The organism is Campylobacter jejuni, from assembly GCF_001457695.1.
GTDB lineage: Bacteria > Campylobacterota > Campylobacteria > Campylobacterales > Campylobacteraceae > Campylobacter_D > Campylobacter_D jejuni.
The window spans coordinates 1,194,941-1,209,616 of sequence record NZ_LN831025.1 but is presented as its reverse complement, the minus strand read 5'-3'; the positions used below and the strand labels follow the sequence as shown (position 1 = coordinate 1,209,616).

The following is a 14,676-nucleotide window of genomic DNA, read 5'->3' as shown; positions in this document are numbered from 1 at the left end:
ATGAGAAAAATACTTTTTGCAAGTTTATTACCTATCATTGCTTTAGCTGATTGTGCAAGTTTGATGGCAAAATACGAAGCTCCAGAGCCAGAGTCAAAAACAATGAAACAAGTTGAACGCTGGATTAATAAAAAAGTTAGCGATCCAGCTGATGCTGCTGTTTTAAAAGAGTGTATGATCGCTCGTGCAGCGGACAATCCAAATCAAGTTTCAGTTGCAGGTAAATAAAAAAAGCGGTATAAAACCGCTTTTTACTGTTTAATCTTTTAAGCTACAATTTTTTAAAATTTTCTTCAAATAAGGCTAATATGCAAGAAATCATTTCTTTTATTGTTGAGACGGCTAGTGCTTGGGGGTATTTGGGTATTATTATCTTAATGACCTTAGAGAGTTGTTTTATACCTTTTCCAAGTGAAGTTGTTATGATACCTGCTGGATATTTGGCACATAAAGGCGAACTTGATATCACTCTTTGTATACTTAGTGGGACTTTAGGTTCTGTTTTAGGGGCTTTGATTAATTACTATATTTGCTTTTTTTGGGGTAAAAATTTTGTATTAAAATGGGGTAAGTATTTTGGTATAAATGAAGTCAAATTTGCTAAATTCGAAGAATTTTTTAACAAACACGGGGAATTTTCAACCTTTACTTGTCGTCTTTTACCAGGAATTCGTCAGTACATCTCTATGCCCGCAGGTTTGGTAAAAATGAAACTTGTAAATTTTATACTTTTTACTGCACTTGGTAGTGCTATTTGGGTGGCTATACTTGTATTTTTGGGTTATTATATAGGACAAAATGAAGAGTTGATTAAAACTTATTTAACTCAAATTTTAATCATTATAATTGTTTTTGTGATTTTAGCAAGTTTAATTTATATCAAAATCAAAAAGCCTTTTAAAAAGGCTTAAATTTTATCTTTTACGCTTTGTATGGCGTTTTTGATTTGTTGTTTTGAATTTTCTAATTTTGTTTTTTCTTTTTCATTGAATTTTAATTCAAAAACCTTTTCTATACCATCTTTTCCTATGATAGCGGGCATTGAAAAAGCTATATCATCAAAAACCACACTTACAGGATGTAAACTTTTTCTATCTTCTAGGATGGCTTTGGCCAAATTTGCACAAGAAGTTCCTATGCCAAATTCTGTTCTTCCTTTGCGTTCATAGATGAAATATCCCTCGCTAATCACGGCTTTTTCGAGTTCTTGTATGTCTAAATCTTTGCCTAATTTTTGCTTGTAAAAATCTAATAAATTTTGTCCTAAAACGCTTGCATTAGAAAGTGCTGCAAACTGAGAATCTCCATGTTCACCAATCATACAAGCAAAAATATCTTTTGAATTTATGTTTAAATCTTTGGCTAAAAATTTCTTAAGTCTTGAACTATCTAAATTTGTTCCACTACCAAAAACATGATTTTTAGGTAATTGGCTTAATACTTGAGTGTAGTAAGTTATGGTGTCATTTGGATTTGTTGCGACGATGTATTTGCCTTTAAAATTAGCATTTTTTAAGGTTAAGACAATGTCTTTAAGTTCGAGGATATTGTTTTGAAGTTCTACTAAGCGACTAGGTAATTCTTTTAAGCTTTCTTTTCTAAAAGCTAAAATGATAATATCGCAAGAAGCTAAATTTTCTAAATTTAGTGCATGAAAAATTTTTGTATAAGAAAAATGAATGGCTGACATATCTTCCAAATCTCTTGCATGAGCTAGAGCTAAATCTTGTTTTATATCATATAAGTAAAGTTCTGAACAAATTCCTTGAGTAACTATACTATAAGCACTAGCAGCTCCTACATAACCTAAACCAACTATACCGATTTTTGCCATTTTTTCTCCTTATTTATTTTAAAATTTGCTATAATTATAACAAATTCAATCAAAGATTATTAAAATATGGAAAAACCTGATATACAAAGATTAACTAATTTTTTAATCGTATATACTAAAACTTTGCTAGGTGCTGGAACTTATACAGCTAGGGTGGCAAAATGCGTAGGAAGAATAGCTGAGGTTTATGGCTATGAGATAAATATCAATTTCTTTTTTCATCATATTACTTTAAATGTTGTAGATATGGATGATAACTCCATTCAAAGAACTTATGTTATACCCAATCATCATGCCCATGTTAATTTTAAACTTATTTTTGATTTAAGTGCTTTAAGCTGGGCTATATATGATCACAAATACGATCTTGAAAAAGCAAAAGTCGTTTTTGAGCAAATTTCTCAACAAAAAAAGCATTCTTATTTGCTTAATCTTTTATTTGTTTCTATGGCAAATTCGGCTTTTTGCAGGCTTTTTGGTGGTGATTTTGGTGCTGGAAATTTAGTATTTTTTGCAACTTTTGTGGGATTGTTATTAAGATATATTTTAACTAAAGCAAAGATTGATTTAAGAATTCAATACATCCTTTGTTCTTTTATCTCATCATGGTTTGTATTTTTTGGACTGGATATGGGATATACCAATACTTCTGATGTGGCTTTGGGTTCTAGTATCTTGTATCTTATACCAGGGGTATTTTTTATAAATTCTGTGATTGATATATTAAAAGATCATATTTTAATGGGGCTTAGCCGTATTATCAGCGTGGCTATTTTGATTTGTTGTATAGCACTTGGAATTTACATGACGCTTAGTATTTCGGATTTTGGGATTTTAAGATGATTGAATTTATTTTAAGAGATATGTTTTTTGCTGCTGTGGCGGGATTTGGGTTTGCTTATGCTTGTAATCCACCTTTAAAAACCCTTATTTTATCTGCTCTTTTAGCGGCAATTGCACATGGGCTTCGTTTTACCTTGGTGGAATATTTTCATTTTCAAACTTTAGCAATTGCAACTTTTGTTGCTTCATTTTGCATAGGATGTTTAGGAATTGCTTTAGCAAAAATTATCAAAACCCCTGCTGAAATTATCGCTTTCCCTGCTCTTATTCCTATGATACCTGGAATTTATGCTTATAAAGCGATTTTGTATCTTATTTCTTTTATACGCAGTGATGATTTGAAGGCTAAGTCTGAATTTTTAGTTCAATTTTTTGATTATTTTTTTACAACTGTTTCTGTGACTTTGGCTCTAGCTATAGGAGTGAGTGTTACCTTGCTTATATTTTTTGAACAAAGTTTTATGATGACTAGACATGTAAAAAAACATTAAAACTTGTTGTAAATTTGTTTAATATTTCTTTTTATAATTTTAAGTCAAAAATTTAAAAAAAGGTATTGTATGTTATGTCCAGTTTGTAATGTAGATTTGGTTATGAGCGATAGGAGTGGAGTTGAGATTGATTATTGTCCAAAGTGTCGTGGCGTTTGGCTTGATCGTGGAGAACTTGACAAAATCATAGAACGCAGTGTCCCTAATACAGCAAATTTTAACCAAGCTCCAAGACAAGAGTCAAGATATAATGACTCAGCTTATCATCAGCACAATGACTATTATAAAAAGAAAAAGAAAGAAAGTTGGCTAGGCGAGCTTTTTGACTTTTAATTTTTATAAAAATAACAAATATTTATATCCTTTTTAGCTTAATATCTTAAAATGTCAAGCAAAAAAGGATATAAGATGTATAAATTTTTATCACACGAGCCTTTAGCTAACAAATCTTGTCATCATAATCACGAAGAACATTCTCATGAACATCATCATTCCCATGCTGATGCAAGGAGTGTGGATAAAAAGATTTTAACAATTTCTCTTTTAATGACTTTTTCTATGATGCTTGTGCAATTTATTTATTCAATCCTTTCAAATTCTTTGGCACTTTTAAGCGATACTTTGCATATGTTTTCTGATGTTTTTGCCTTAGCTCTTAGTTTTTTAGCCATTATAGCTGTAGAAAAATGGCAAGATCATCAAAAGACCTTTGGGTATTTTCGTCTTGAAGTTTTAGTGGCTTTTATCAATGCTTTAACCATTATTTTATCGGCTTTATTTATCATTTATGAGGCTATAGAAAAATTTATCAATCCAAAAGAAATTGACGCTAAAACCATGATAATTGTAGCTATTTTGGGCTTTTTGGTAAATGGGATTAATGCTTTGATGATGTTTAAGGGTGCAAATTTAGAAAATGTCAATATGAAGTCCGCTTTTTTACATATGATGAGCGATTTATTGGGTTCTTTAGCGGTTATCATAGGTGGGATCGTGGTGTATTTTAGCGGTATTGTTTATATAGATACGATTTTAGCTATTGTATTATCAATCTTGCTTTTAAGATGGGCGATTATCTTACTTAAACAAAGCGCTAATGTCTTGCTTGAAAGTTCTCCTGTGGATATAGAAAAAGTAAGACAAGTTTTGCTTTTAAATCCTAGCGTGGATGAGGTGGTGGATTTGCATATCACTCAAATCACTAATAAAATGCTAGTAGCTTCCATGCATTTAAAAGTGAAAGTTTACGATCTAAAGGAATTTGAAAAACTATCTCAGGATTTATCCCATAAGTTACTATATGAATTTGAAATCGGGCACATTACTATACAACCTATAAGGAGTGAAAATGAAATTTAAAGTAAAAAATGTTAATTGCATGAATTGTGTAAATTTGATCAAAAATTCTCTCGAAGATGAATTTGGAAATATAGAAGTGGATTTGGATCAAAAAATTTTAAGTTTAAATTTAGAAGAAAATCAAGTATCAAATTTTACAAAAGAATTTCAAGATTTAGGTTTTGAGATCGTAGAGCGTTTATAATGGAAGAATTGCGTATAAAAATAGGCAAAATGACTTGCGTTAATTGTTCTAATGCTATAGAAAAAGCTTGTAAAAAAATTGATGGTGTTAAAGATGCTAGCGTTTCTTATGTGAATTCTAGCGGGGTTTTTTTACTTGAAGATCAAGAAAAACGCAAAGATATCATCGCAAAAATTCAAAATTTAGGCTTTGAAATTTTAGAAGATGAACAAAACTTGAACGCATACAAGGCAAAAAAACACTTAGAATTAAGAAAAAATTTGCTCTTAAGTATAGTTTTGAGTGTGATTATTATGTATTTTGAAATGTTTGTTAGAAGTTCTTTTTCGCAAAATATTCAAATGGCTTTGAGTTTTTTTGGGATATTTTATTGTGGGAGAGACTTTTTTTCTCATGCTTTTTTGGGACTTAAAAGCAAAAATTTAGATATGAATACCCTTGTAGCTTTAGGGACTTTGAGTGCTTTTGTGTATTCTTTTTTGGTGTATTTGCAAATTTTTAAAGAAGAAGATTTGTATTTTAGCGGTGCAATGATGATTATTTCTTTTGTGCTTTTAGGAAAATATCTTGAAAGTAAGGCCAAATTTAAAGCACAAGATTATCAAAGAATTTTAGAAAATATAGACACAAAAAAGACAAAAATTTTGCTTGAAGATGAAAGTATCAAAGAAATTCCAAGTTCTTTTGTCAAAAGTGGTGATGTGCTTTTGGTAAAAGAAGGAGAAAGCATTGTCGCAGATGGAGTGGTGCTTTTAGGAAGTGCAGAGCTTGATATGAGTTTTTTAAATGGGGAGTTTTTACCTGTTTTAAAAAAAGAAGGCGATGAAGTTCAAGCAGGAGGAGTGGTTTTAAATGGTGCTTTAAGGATTAAGGCAAATAAAAAGGCTATGGATAGCACTTTAGAACAAATCAAAAATCTAGTTTTTGAAGCAGGAAATATCAAAAGTCCTTTGGCAAATTTAGCAGATCAAATTTCTAAATACTTTGTAGGGGGTATAATATTTTTTGCTTTTTTAGTTTTTGTTTTTTGGGCGGCAAAAACAGATTTAAATACGGCTTTTTTACACGCTTGTGCTGTGCTTTTGATCTCTTGTCCTTGTGCTTTAGGGCTTGCAACACCTATAGCTTTGGTTGTGGCAAGCACAAATGCGGCAAAAAATTTCATTCTTATTAAAAATCCTGCTGCTTTAGAAAAATTAGCCTTAGTTAAGTATGCTTTTTTTGATAAAACGGGTACATTAACAAAGGAAAAATTGAGTGTTTTTAAACACAATCTTTCTAAAGATGATTTTGATAAATTATGTCAAATTGAAAGTTTAAGCTCTCATCCTATAGCTAAGGCTTTACATAAAGATCAAATTTGTGATTTAAAGGGTGAGGGAAGAGTGATTGTGGGTTCTGGCATAAAATATAAAGAAGATAGTGATATTTATCTTGCAGGCAGTGCGCAGTTTTTGCACGAAAATGAAATTGATACAAAAGAAAGTGATATCTTTTTTGACTCTTTTAAAGAATATGTTAGGGTGTATTTTGCTAAGAATAAAAAGTGTTTAGGCGGTGTTTTATTAAGTAATGCTTTAAAAGATGAGGCTAAAGAGCTTGTGTTAAATTTGAAAGAGCAAAATCTTAAAACTTTTATTTTAAGCGGCGATCATGTAAAAAATGTAGAAAAAATAGCCAAAGAATTACAAATAGACGAATTTTATGCTCAACTTAAGAGTGAAGAAAAACTACAAATCATTCAAAAATTTGAAAAAACTCTTTTTGTAGGAGATGGGATCAATGATGCGGCAGCTTTATCTGCTGCAAGTGTGAGTATAAGTTTTTCAAAGGCAAATGAACTTGCAAAAAAAACAGGGGATTTTATCTTGATAAAAGATGATTTATCAGCTATTTTTAAATGCTTTAAGCTTGCTAAAAAAACACGCAGTATTATTAAGCTAAATCTTTTTTGGGCTTTTATTTATAATGTACTTTGCATTCCCATCGCAGCAGGATTTGTACCTTTTATCGCTTTAAGTCCTCATATAGCAGCACTTGCAATGTGTTTTAGTTCTGTTACTGTAGTGTTTAATTCTTTAAGGCTTAGAAAATCTAAGCCTTGATCTCATTAATAGCGCGATAAGCTTGGTCGATAGCTGAATGCATATAAGCTGACCAATCTGAATCTGAATTAGCTATAACAATATTGCCAAAAGGTTTTCTAGCTATAAGCCTGGTTTGCTCTGCAATTTTAGGATCATCATAAAGACTATTTTCTGTATAGGAGTAACAATGTCCCCAGCGATTTACAACAATTGCTAATATATCTTTTTCGTGGTTAAAACCTGCAGTTCCCAACATTCCTTGAAGCTGCCCCCTAATGATTTTTTCATGTTCTTCAAAACTCATGGTAAACAATAGATTTCTACCTACTCTGGCTCTATCTCTTGCATCAAGCCCTTCAAGATCAATACCTTGAATATTGGCTAGAGCTAAAGGAGAGCAAACCATATGAATACATATAGGTTTTTTTGGATCTCTTGGATGATGATAGCCACCCATATCAACCGGATAATCAAGTTTTGTTCTAGCGTAAGGCATTTTTGGTGAATAAATTTCATGAACCCCTAGTTTAATAAATGATTCCCAATTGCTTATAATTACTTTGGTGTGAAGTAGAGATGTTTTTACATTTTTACTTAAGGCTTCTTTTTGTTCTTTAGGTAAACTAGGGATAATATAAGGAATCATATTGTTATAATTAGCCATTACAACATTTTTTGCTTTAATTCTATATTTTTTTCCTTGATTGATATAGCTTATTAAGGTTCCATTTTTTGTATTTTCTACATGAATAACAGTACTATTTAATCGTAAACGAACTTTATTATTAGGGTCATCAAGTTTTGAGTAGTCAAAATGAGCTAAGGTGATATCGTCCATATCTTTACCTTTTTGTGACACTGTAGGAATCAGCTTTCTTACCATTAATCTTGCTACTGTAGCATTTCCATCGGCACAATGATAAATGTAAGGTTCTTCCATTTCGGCCAAAGCTTCTCCTTCGATAGGATCAAGTCCTAATTTATCAAACCCAGGTAAAAAAGAAATTCTTGCATCCTCACAAGAGATTGCATCTATACCTAAAGCTAAAAAATCATCCGTCATTCCCTCGAAAAATGTTATAGCTTTTTGGGATAATTTTACTTTTTCTTCTAAGAATTTTTTATAACTTGTTTTAGCCATATATTCTTCTTTTTCCTCTTTGCTTAAACCTTTGAGATAGTCTTTATTGCTTTTAAAAAGGGATATTAACTCTCTTTTATCTTTAGAAGTCATAGGAAAATCTTTAATAAAATTTTCAATACTTTTTCCATTATTTTTAGAATCTGGGATATCATCACAAATAACTTTTCTAGGATTTCCATTGACAACTTTATCAACACCAAAATTTTCTTTTGAAAAATATACCCCTCTGCTTAATTTTAAATCTGGGTAAAAATTTACATCAAATCGTTTTGCTAATTCATCTATACTGACTCCAAGTGATTTTAAGAGTTCGATTACTTCTTTAGAATAAAGTGCTTTTGGGGATTGAAAACTTTCACTTCCTCCGTAACTTAAAATGGTTCCTTCATCAAGTTGTATTTCATTGCGTCTAGCATGTCCTCCAAAATCATCATGATTGTCAAGAATTAAAATTTTTTTATTTTCCCCAAATTTTTGTTGATAAAAACAAGCTGCAGCTAGTCCACTGATTCCAGCTCCAACGATTACTAAATCATAATTTTCTTTAGGTTTTATACTGCTAAAACCAAATTTATCTCCATCTCTTAACATGTGAGCGTATTTATAGCTTTTATTATTACTACCTCTTAATCCAAGTAGATTGGGAGGATAGTATTCTTTTGTAAAGTCTTCAATTTTACTATCTTTTCCATAGAGTAATTGTAAGGGTGTCATGCCTGCAACGACAGCTAAGGCCATGCCATTAAGAAAGTCTCTTCTTTGCATTTTTATTCTTCTTTCTAAATAATTTATAAAAAAATATTGTAGCTAAAGATTAATTATATTATTATTAAGCAATATCTTAATCTATATTTTGGATTTGAGGATTGCCAAAGCAATCTTTAAGAGCCTCTTTAAGATCTTCTTGTGGGTCAAATTTTTTAGCCCCTTCTTTAAGCATATTAATAGAACTTTGAATATCTATGTTTTTATTTTCATTGTTTGGTAATTCTTGAGTTAAGGATTGAAGCTTATTTTCATCAATTGTTAGTGCTTTTTGCACATTAATTTTTGCATTTTCCCCAAATTTAGCTTTAAAAAGTTCTTGTATGAGTTTAAAACCTTTATTGAGTGTATCGCGATTTTGTCCTTGTGCGTTTGAGCTTATATTTAAAGTATTGTTTTCAAAACTAATAAATTTTGTGCTTTGTTTAAAGCATTCTGCAAGATTAAAATCCCTATCATAAATACTATCAAGCAAGATTTCATAAGCATTTTTTTCTATTTTTTTCTCAAGATTAGGTATGATAGGAGCAGGTGTGATCCTAGGTGTAATATTTGTCATATTTTCTTGTTTGATTTCTTGGATTTGTGCGTCAATTTCTTTTAAATGACTTGCTTCCATCATCATAAAAGCCATAACACAAAGCGTAAAGCCATCATCATCGCAAAGCATATTCTTAGCTTTTGATAAAATACGGAAAAATCTTTCATAAATTAAAGTAGAAAATTCTGTACTTTTTGCAAAAAAACTTTCTTTTAAATAAAAAAGCATTTCATCAATCACGCTTGAGGCTTCATAGTCTTGTAATTCCTCTAAATACGCAAAAACTTTTTCCTTGTCTTTTGTTAAGATAGCCTGATAAAAGGTTTTGATTTTTTGAGGATCTAAAAAGCCTAACATATCTGTAATTTTACTAATGCTGATTTCATTTTGACAAAAAATAATAGCTTGGTCAAGCAAGGTTAAAGTATCTCTTAAAGATCCATTGCCGCTTCTTGCTATAAATTTTAAAGCTTCTTCTTCAAATTTAACATTTTCTTTAAGTAAAATTTCTTTAAGATGATTTAAAATTTCACTCTGTGGAATTTGTTTAAAGCGAAAATGTTGTGTTCTTGAAAGCACAGTAGCTGGAAGTTTTAAAGGATCTGTGGTTGCAAGTATAAATTTAACATAACTTGGGGGTTCTTCTAAGGTTTTTAAAAGCGCATTTGCAGCCTGTGGGGTAAGCATATGTACTTCATCAATGATGAAAATTTTAAATCTTGCCATAGAAGGGGTGTATTTGGTTTGTTCGATTAAGGCTTGTATATCTTCAAGCCCACGGTTGCTTGCAGCATCCATTTCTATAATGTCTATATGTTTGCCTTCAAGTGCTGCAAGACAGTGTTTGCAAGTGCCACATGGAGTATCACTTGGTCCTTGTTCGCAAACTAAAGCACGAGAAAAAATTCTAGCACTTGAAGTTTTTCCACTTCCTCTAAGTCCTGAAAAAAGATAAGCATGAGCTAAGCGATTATGATTTAGGGCGTATTTTAAACTTACGCTAACTGTCTTTTGTCCTATAAGTTCATCAAAAGTTTTTGGTCTGTATTTAATCGCTAAAGCTTGAAGCATTTTTTACTCGTTCATTATAGATAAAAGTTCTACATTGTCTTTGGTTTTAAGCATTTTAGAATATAAAAATTTCAACGCTTCAACATCATCCATTTGAGAAATCGCTGAACGGATCGCCCAAATTTTTTGAAGATTTGCTACGCCTTGGAGTAATTCTTCTTTTCTTGTTCCTGATTTGATGATATTAATCGCAGGATAAATTCTTCTATCGGCGATATTTCTATCAAGAACTATTTCGCTATTTCCTGTGCCTTTAAATTCTTCAAAAATCACATCATCCATTCTTGAACCTGTATCAATTAAAGCTGTAGCAACTATAGTTAAAGAGCCTCCATTTTCTATATTTCTAGCTGCACCAAAGAAGCGTTTTGGTTTGTGTAGGGCATTAGCATCCACCCCGCCGCTTAGGACTTTTCCGCTGCTTGGAGTTGCGGTGTTATAAGCACGTGCCAGTCTTGTGATACTATCAAGCAAGATGATAACATCTTTGCCTGTTTCTACCATTCTTTTGGCTTTTTCTATCACGAGTTCAGCTACACGCACATGATTATAAGCAGGTAAATCAAAAGTAGAACTAAAAACTTCGCCTTTTACACATCTTTGCATATCGGTAACTTCTTCAGGCCTTTCATCGACTAAAAGTACGATTAAATGCATTTCTGGGTGGTTTTTTGCAATAGCAGTAGCAAGTTCTTTCATAAGTTCTGTTTTACCTGTGCGTGGTGGAGCAACGATAAGCCCGCGTTGTCCTTTTCCTATAGGAGTAAAAAGATCCAAAACACGACCTGTAAGCTTCATCGCATCGTATTCGAGTTTGATTTTTTCTGTTGGAAAAATAGGGGTTAAGTTATCAAACAAAGGTCTTTCTTTGGCTTCTTGTAAAGGCAGATAATTGATCGCTTCGATTTTTAAAAGAGCGTAGTATTTTTCTTGATCTTTTGGTTCTCTAACTTGTCCTGTAACGATATCGCCTACACGCAGAGCAAATTTTTTAATTTGTGAGTTTGAAACATAAGCGTCATTAACGCTATCACTAAGATTGGAGTCCATGCCTCTTAAAAAGCCATAACCTTCAGAAGAAATTTCTAAAATCCCTGTAAAAAGTATGAAACCACCTTTTTTTGTTTGTGCTTTTAAAATTTCAAAAATAAGTTCTTGGCGGCGAAATTCTCTTGGGTTTTCGATTTCACATTCATTGGCGATTTTAACTAGATTTTCTAAATCTAATAATTTTAATTCTTCAATTTTATAACCTTCCACTGGAACGTGGGTTCTTTGATGTTGTTTTTTTTCTTTTTCCATAAGTCCTCGTAAGATTTAGCAGAATATTTTTTGTAAAGTGTGATTTTAGTAAAAAAATACACTTTTTGTCAAATTTGTCTATAATTATAAAAAATATTTTTTTAAAGAATGATTATGAAATGTGAACATTGCAGACTTGATTATAAACAAGCCCAAATGATAGAGTATAAGGGTAAATTTTTTTGTTGCAAGGGTTGTGAGAGCGTTTGGGAAATTTTACATGAAAGTGGATTAGATGAGTTTTATGAAAAGCTTGGAAATCAAACCTTAAGCCCTGTAAATTTTCAAAATGAAATGAAAAATTATGATGAGTTTATCACTAAAACCAAAGAAGGATTTAGTGAAATTTATCTCATGATACACGGTATAGAATGTGCAGCTTGTGTGTGGCTTAATGAGAAAATTTTAACCAAGCAAGAAGGAATTTTAGAACTTGATATTAATCATTTAAACCATAAAGCACGCATTGTTTTTGATGAACAAAGCATTTCTTTGGTGCAAATTTTAAGACTTATTGAAAGCATAGGTTATAAAGCGAGTGCTTATGATGCGAGCAAGGCTTCAAAAAAAGCGGATTTATTAAAAAGGGAATTTTATTCTAAGCTTGTTGTGGCTATAGCTTGTGTGATGAATATCATGTGGATAGCAGTGGCAAAATACGCAGGATTTTTTAGCGGTATGGATAAGGACACTAAGGATATTTTAAATTTTGCTGAATTTATCCTTTGTTCTCCTGTGCTTTTTTATACGGGATCTCATTTTTATAAAAGTGCTTTTAAAACTTTAAAAATGCATAGTTTAAATATGGATGTATTGGTGATTAGCGGAGCGAGTTTGGCTTATGTTTATTCTTTATGGGCCATGTTTTTTAGGGTAGGGGAAGTGTATTTTGACTCTGTGGCGATGATAATTTGCTTTGTTTTTATAGGTAAATATCTTGAGATGTTTAGCAAAAAGCGTGCTTTAGATACTATAGATGGGCTTAATGATTTTTTGCAAAATGAAGTTTTAGTTTTCAATGGTAAAGAATTTGTCTCTAAAGAAGTGCAAAAGGTTTGTTTGGGGGATAGAATTTTGCTTAAAACTGGAGATAAAATTTTAATCGATGGGATTTGTAAAAGTGGTGAAATGAGCGTAGATACTTCTTCTTTAAATGGAGAAAATACCCCAAAACTCATACAAAAAGAAAATGAAATTTTTTCAGCTTGTATAGTGCTTGATGGAAGTGTGGAGTATGAAGCAACAAAGCTTTACAAAGATTCAAAACTCAGTCAAATTATCCAGCTTTTAGAACTTGCAAGTTCTAAAAAAGCAAAACTTGAAAGTTTGGTCAATAGTCTTTCGGCTTATTTTTCTAGAACGGTTTTATTGATCGCTTTTATTTGTTTTGCTTTTTGGTTTTTTTATAAAGATGCAAGTTTTGAAATTTCTTTAGTCAATGCGATTGCAGTTTTGATTATCGCTTGTCCTTGTGCTTTGGCTTTAGCAACGCCAGTGAGCAATCTTGTAGCTTTAGGTAGGGCTTTAAAAAAACATATTTTGTTTAAAAGTTCTAGTGTGATAGAAGATTTAAGCAAATGTGATTGTGTGGTGTTTGATAAAACGGGTATTTTGACTAAAATAGAGCTTGAACTTAAAGAGGTTTTTTTGGATAAAGTGCTTGATTTAAACGTGCTTTATAATTTTGTAAAACTTTCTAAACATCCTATATCTCAAAATATTGCGTCGTATTTAAAGCAAAAAGGAGCTAAGGATTTAAATTTGGATTTTAAAAAGCATTCAAGCATTCAAGCTAAAGGTTTAAGTGCTGAGTTAAATGAAGGGTTGCTTTTAGGCGGAAGTTCTAAATTTTTGCAAGAAAAGGGTATTGTGGCTAAAGAATTTGATAATACGCATTTTATTTTTGCCAAGGAAGGTAAAATTTTAGCTTTTTTTGAGTTTGATAGTGTTTTAAGAGAAGGTGCAAAAGAGCTTATCACTTATCTTAAAAAAGAAAAAAAAGAATTAATGATACTAAGTGGCGATCATCAAAAAGCAGTGGAAAAAATAGCTAGAAAATTAGAAATTCAAAATTATCAAGCTTCTTGTTTACCAGAAGATAAGATGAAAACTATAGAAAATTTAAGCAAAAATTACAAAGTTTTATTTGTAGGTGATGGGGTAAATGACGCACTAGCTTTAAAATATGCAAGTGTTTCGATGACTTTAAGAGAAGGAAGTGATCTAGCCATCGAGAGTAGCGATGTCTTGCTTTTAAAAAATGACTTGCTTTCTTTAAAAAAAGCCATCAAATTATCTAAAAATACCTTTAAAATTATCAAGCAAAATCTTGCTTTTTCTTTGTTTTATAATGCTTGTACCATACCTTTGGCTTTTTTGGGTATGATAAATCCTTTATTTGCTGCTATTTCTATGTCTTTTAGTAGTATAATAGTCGTTTTAAATGCTTTAAGGATCAAAGAATGAATAGTATAATCATGATGATGATAGGAGTTTCTATCTTAGCGTTTTTTATCATTTTGGCAACTTTGCTTTGGGGGATTAAAAATAAGCAATTTGATGATGATTATAAATTTACTACTTTAAATGATGATGAGGATTCTTTACGTGATGCTATAGAATTAGAAAGACGTAAAAAAGAAGCTTTGGATAAAAAAAGGCTTTCTTAAAAAGAAAAGCCTTTTTTAGAAATTATTTTAAAGTTTCAATATGAGCTTCGATAGCTTTAAAATCTTCTTCAGTTAAACCTTTAAGGTTAAGTTTCATGATCGCACCTTGACCATAAGCATTTCTTTTACCTTCTGAATATTCTTTCATGTATTGAAGTCTTTCAGCAGAAGAAAGAGTTTTTAAAGCTGGAACTTTGTTTAAGTAAACTTTGTCAGCATTTGCACCATGGCATACTGCGCATTTTTTAAAAAGTGTAGCACCATCTGCAGCAAAAGCAGAAACACCAAGACATGCCAAAGCAGAAACTACTAATAATTTTTTCATTTGTTTTCTCCTTAGTAAAAATTAGATTGCTAGGTATTATATATCTTTATTTTTAATAAAA

General features: G+C 31.3%; 15 protein-coding genes. 10 read left to right on the top strand and 5 right to left on the bottom strand.

From position 1 onward, the window contains the following. Window positions 1–228 carry a hypothetical protein gene (locus AT682_RS06185; RefSeq protein ID WP_002822505.1) on the top strand — a complete coding sequence of 76 codons (228 nt, stop codon included), beginning with the start codon at window positions 1–3 and terminating at the stop codon, window positions 226–228. Between the two features lie 80 nt (window positions 229–308). Then, window positions 309–911, top strand: a complete 603-nt coding sequence (locus tag AT682_RS06180) for a DedA family protein (protein ID WP_002822507.1) — start codon at window positions 309–311, stop codon at window positions 909–911. Here AT682_RS06180 and ldh read toward each other — a convergent pair. Beyond that, on the bottom strand, window positions 908–1,834 hold the full coding sequence (ldh, locus tag AT682_RS06175) for an L-lactate dehydrogenase (protein ID WP_002927732.1): 927 nt from the start codon (window positions 1,832–1,834) through the stop codon (window positions 908–910). The two genes, AT682_RS06180 and ldh, sit on opposite strands and share 4 nt — an antisense overlap. Window positions 1,835–1,900: 66 nt before the next feature. Between ldh and AT682_RS06170 the strand changes: the two genes are divergently transcribed. From AT682_RS06170 to copA, 6 genes are all read left to right on the top strand, one after another. Further along, window positions 1,901–2,677: a threonine/serine exporter family protein gene (locus AT682_RS06170; protein WP_002853925.1), complete on the top strand. Its 777-nt coding sequence runs from the start codon at window positions 1,901–1,903 to the stop codon at window positions 2,675–2,677. Continuing rightward, on the top strand, window positions 2,674–3,168 hold the full coding sequence (locus AT682_RS06165) for a threonine/serine exporter family protein (protein WP_004306693.1): 495 nt from the start codon (window positions 2,674–2,676) through the stop codon (window positions 3,166–3,168). The genes AT682_RS06170 and AT682_RS06165 overlap by 4 nt, the downstream gene beginning before the upstream one ends. A gap of 69 nt (window positions 3,169–3,237) precedes the next feature. Beyond that, window positions 3,238–3,501 (top strand): TFIIB-type zinc ribbon-containing protein, encoded by a 264-nt coding sequence (locus AT682_RS06160; RefSeq protein ID WP_002831611.1) that lies wholly within the window; start codon window positions 3,238–3,240, stop codon window positions 3,499–3,501. Between the two features lie 75 nt (window positions 3,502–3,576). After that, a complete protein-coding gene (gene czcD, locus AT682_RS06155) occupies window positions 3,577–4,527 on the top strand; it encodes a CDF family cation-efflux transporter CzcD (RefSeq protein ID WP_002882810.1) in 951 nt (316 codons plus the stop codon). Continuing rightward, window positions 4,517–4,711 (top strand): heavy-metal-associated domain-containing protein, encoded by a 195-nt coding sequence (locus tag AT682_RS06150; protein ID WP_002882808.1) that lies wholly within the window; start codon window positions 4,517–4,519, stop codon window positions 4,709–4,711. The genes czcD and AT682_RS06150 overlap by 11 nt, the downstream gene beginning before the upstream one ends. After that, on the top strand, window positions 4,711–6,816 hold the full coding sequence (copA, locus tag AT682_RS06145) for a copper-translocating P-type ATPase CopA (RefSeq protein WP_002894644.1): 2,106 nt from the start codon (window positions 4,711–4,713) through the stop codon (window positions 6,814–6,816). The genes AT682_RS06150 and copA overlap by 1 nt, the downstream gene beginning before the upstream one ends. Here the strand turns inward: copA and AT682_RS06140 are convergent. The 3 genes from AT682_RS06140 to rho all read right to left on the bottom strand — a co-directional run bounded on the left by AT682_RS06140 (window position 6,806) and on the right by rho (window position 11,621). Then, window positions 6,806–8,707 (bottom strand): NAD(P)/FAD-dependent oxidoreductase, encoded by a 1,902-nt coding sequence (locus AT682_RS06140; protein ID WP_002882950.1) that lies wholly within the window; start codon window positions 8,705–8,707, stop codon window positions 6,806–6,808. The two genes, copA and AT682_RS06140, sit on opposite strands and share 11 nt — an antisense overlap. A 76-nt stretch (window positions 8,708–8,783) precedes the next feature. Beyond that, the gene (gene dnaX, locus AT682_RS06135) at window positions 8,784–10,319 is read right to left on the bottom strand and encodes a DNA polymerase III subunit gamma/tau (protein ID WP_002858347.1); all 1,536 of its coding nucleotides are present in this window, start codon (window positions 10,317–10,319) and stop codon (window positions 8,784–8,786) included. A 3-nt stretch (window positions 10,320–10,322) separates the two neighbouring features. Continuing rightward, complete coding sequence (rho, locus tag AT682_RS06130) at window positions 10,323–11,621, bottom strand: transcription termination factor Rho (protein WP_002852852.1); 1,299 nt, start codon at window positions 11,619–11,621, stop codon at window positions 10,323–10,325. Window positions 11,622–11,729: 108 nt separating this feature from the next. Between rho and AT682_RS06125 the strand changes: the two genes are divergently transcribed. Continuing rightward, on the top strand, window positions 11,730–14,087 hold the full coding sequence (locus AT682_RS06125) for a heavy metal translocating P-type ATPase (protein WP_079263880.1): 2,358 nt from the start codon (window positions 11,730–11,732) through the stop codon (window positions 14,085–14,087). Continuing rightward, window positions 14,084–14,290, top strand: a complete 207-nt coding sequence (gene ccoS / locus AT682_RS06120) for a cbb3-type cytochrome oxidase assembly protein CcoS (protein ID WP_002852798.1) — start codon at window positions 14,084–14,086, stop codon at window positions 14,288–14,290. The genes AT682_RS06125 and ccoS overlap by 4 nt, the downstream gene beginning before the upstream one ends. Before the next feature lie 22 nt (window positions 14,291–14,312). Here ccoS and AT682_RS06115 read toward each other — a convergent pair whose 3' ends face one another. Next, the gene (locus AT682_RS06115; RefSeq protein WP_002852762.1) at window positions 14,313–14,615 is read right to left on the bottom strand and encodes a c-type cytochrome; all 303 of its coding nucleotides are present in this window, start codon (window positions 14,613–14,615) and stop codon (window positions 14,313–14,315) included. Window positions 14,616–14,676 lie beyond the last annotated feature (61 nt).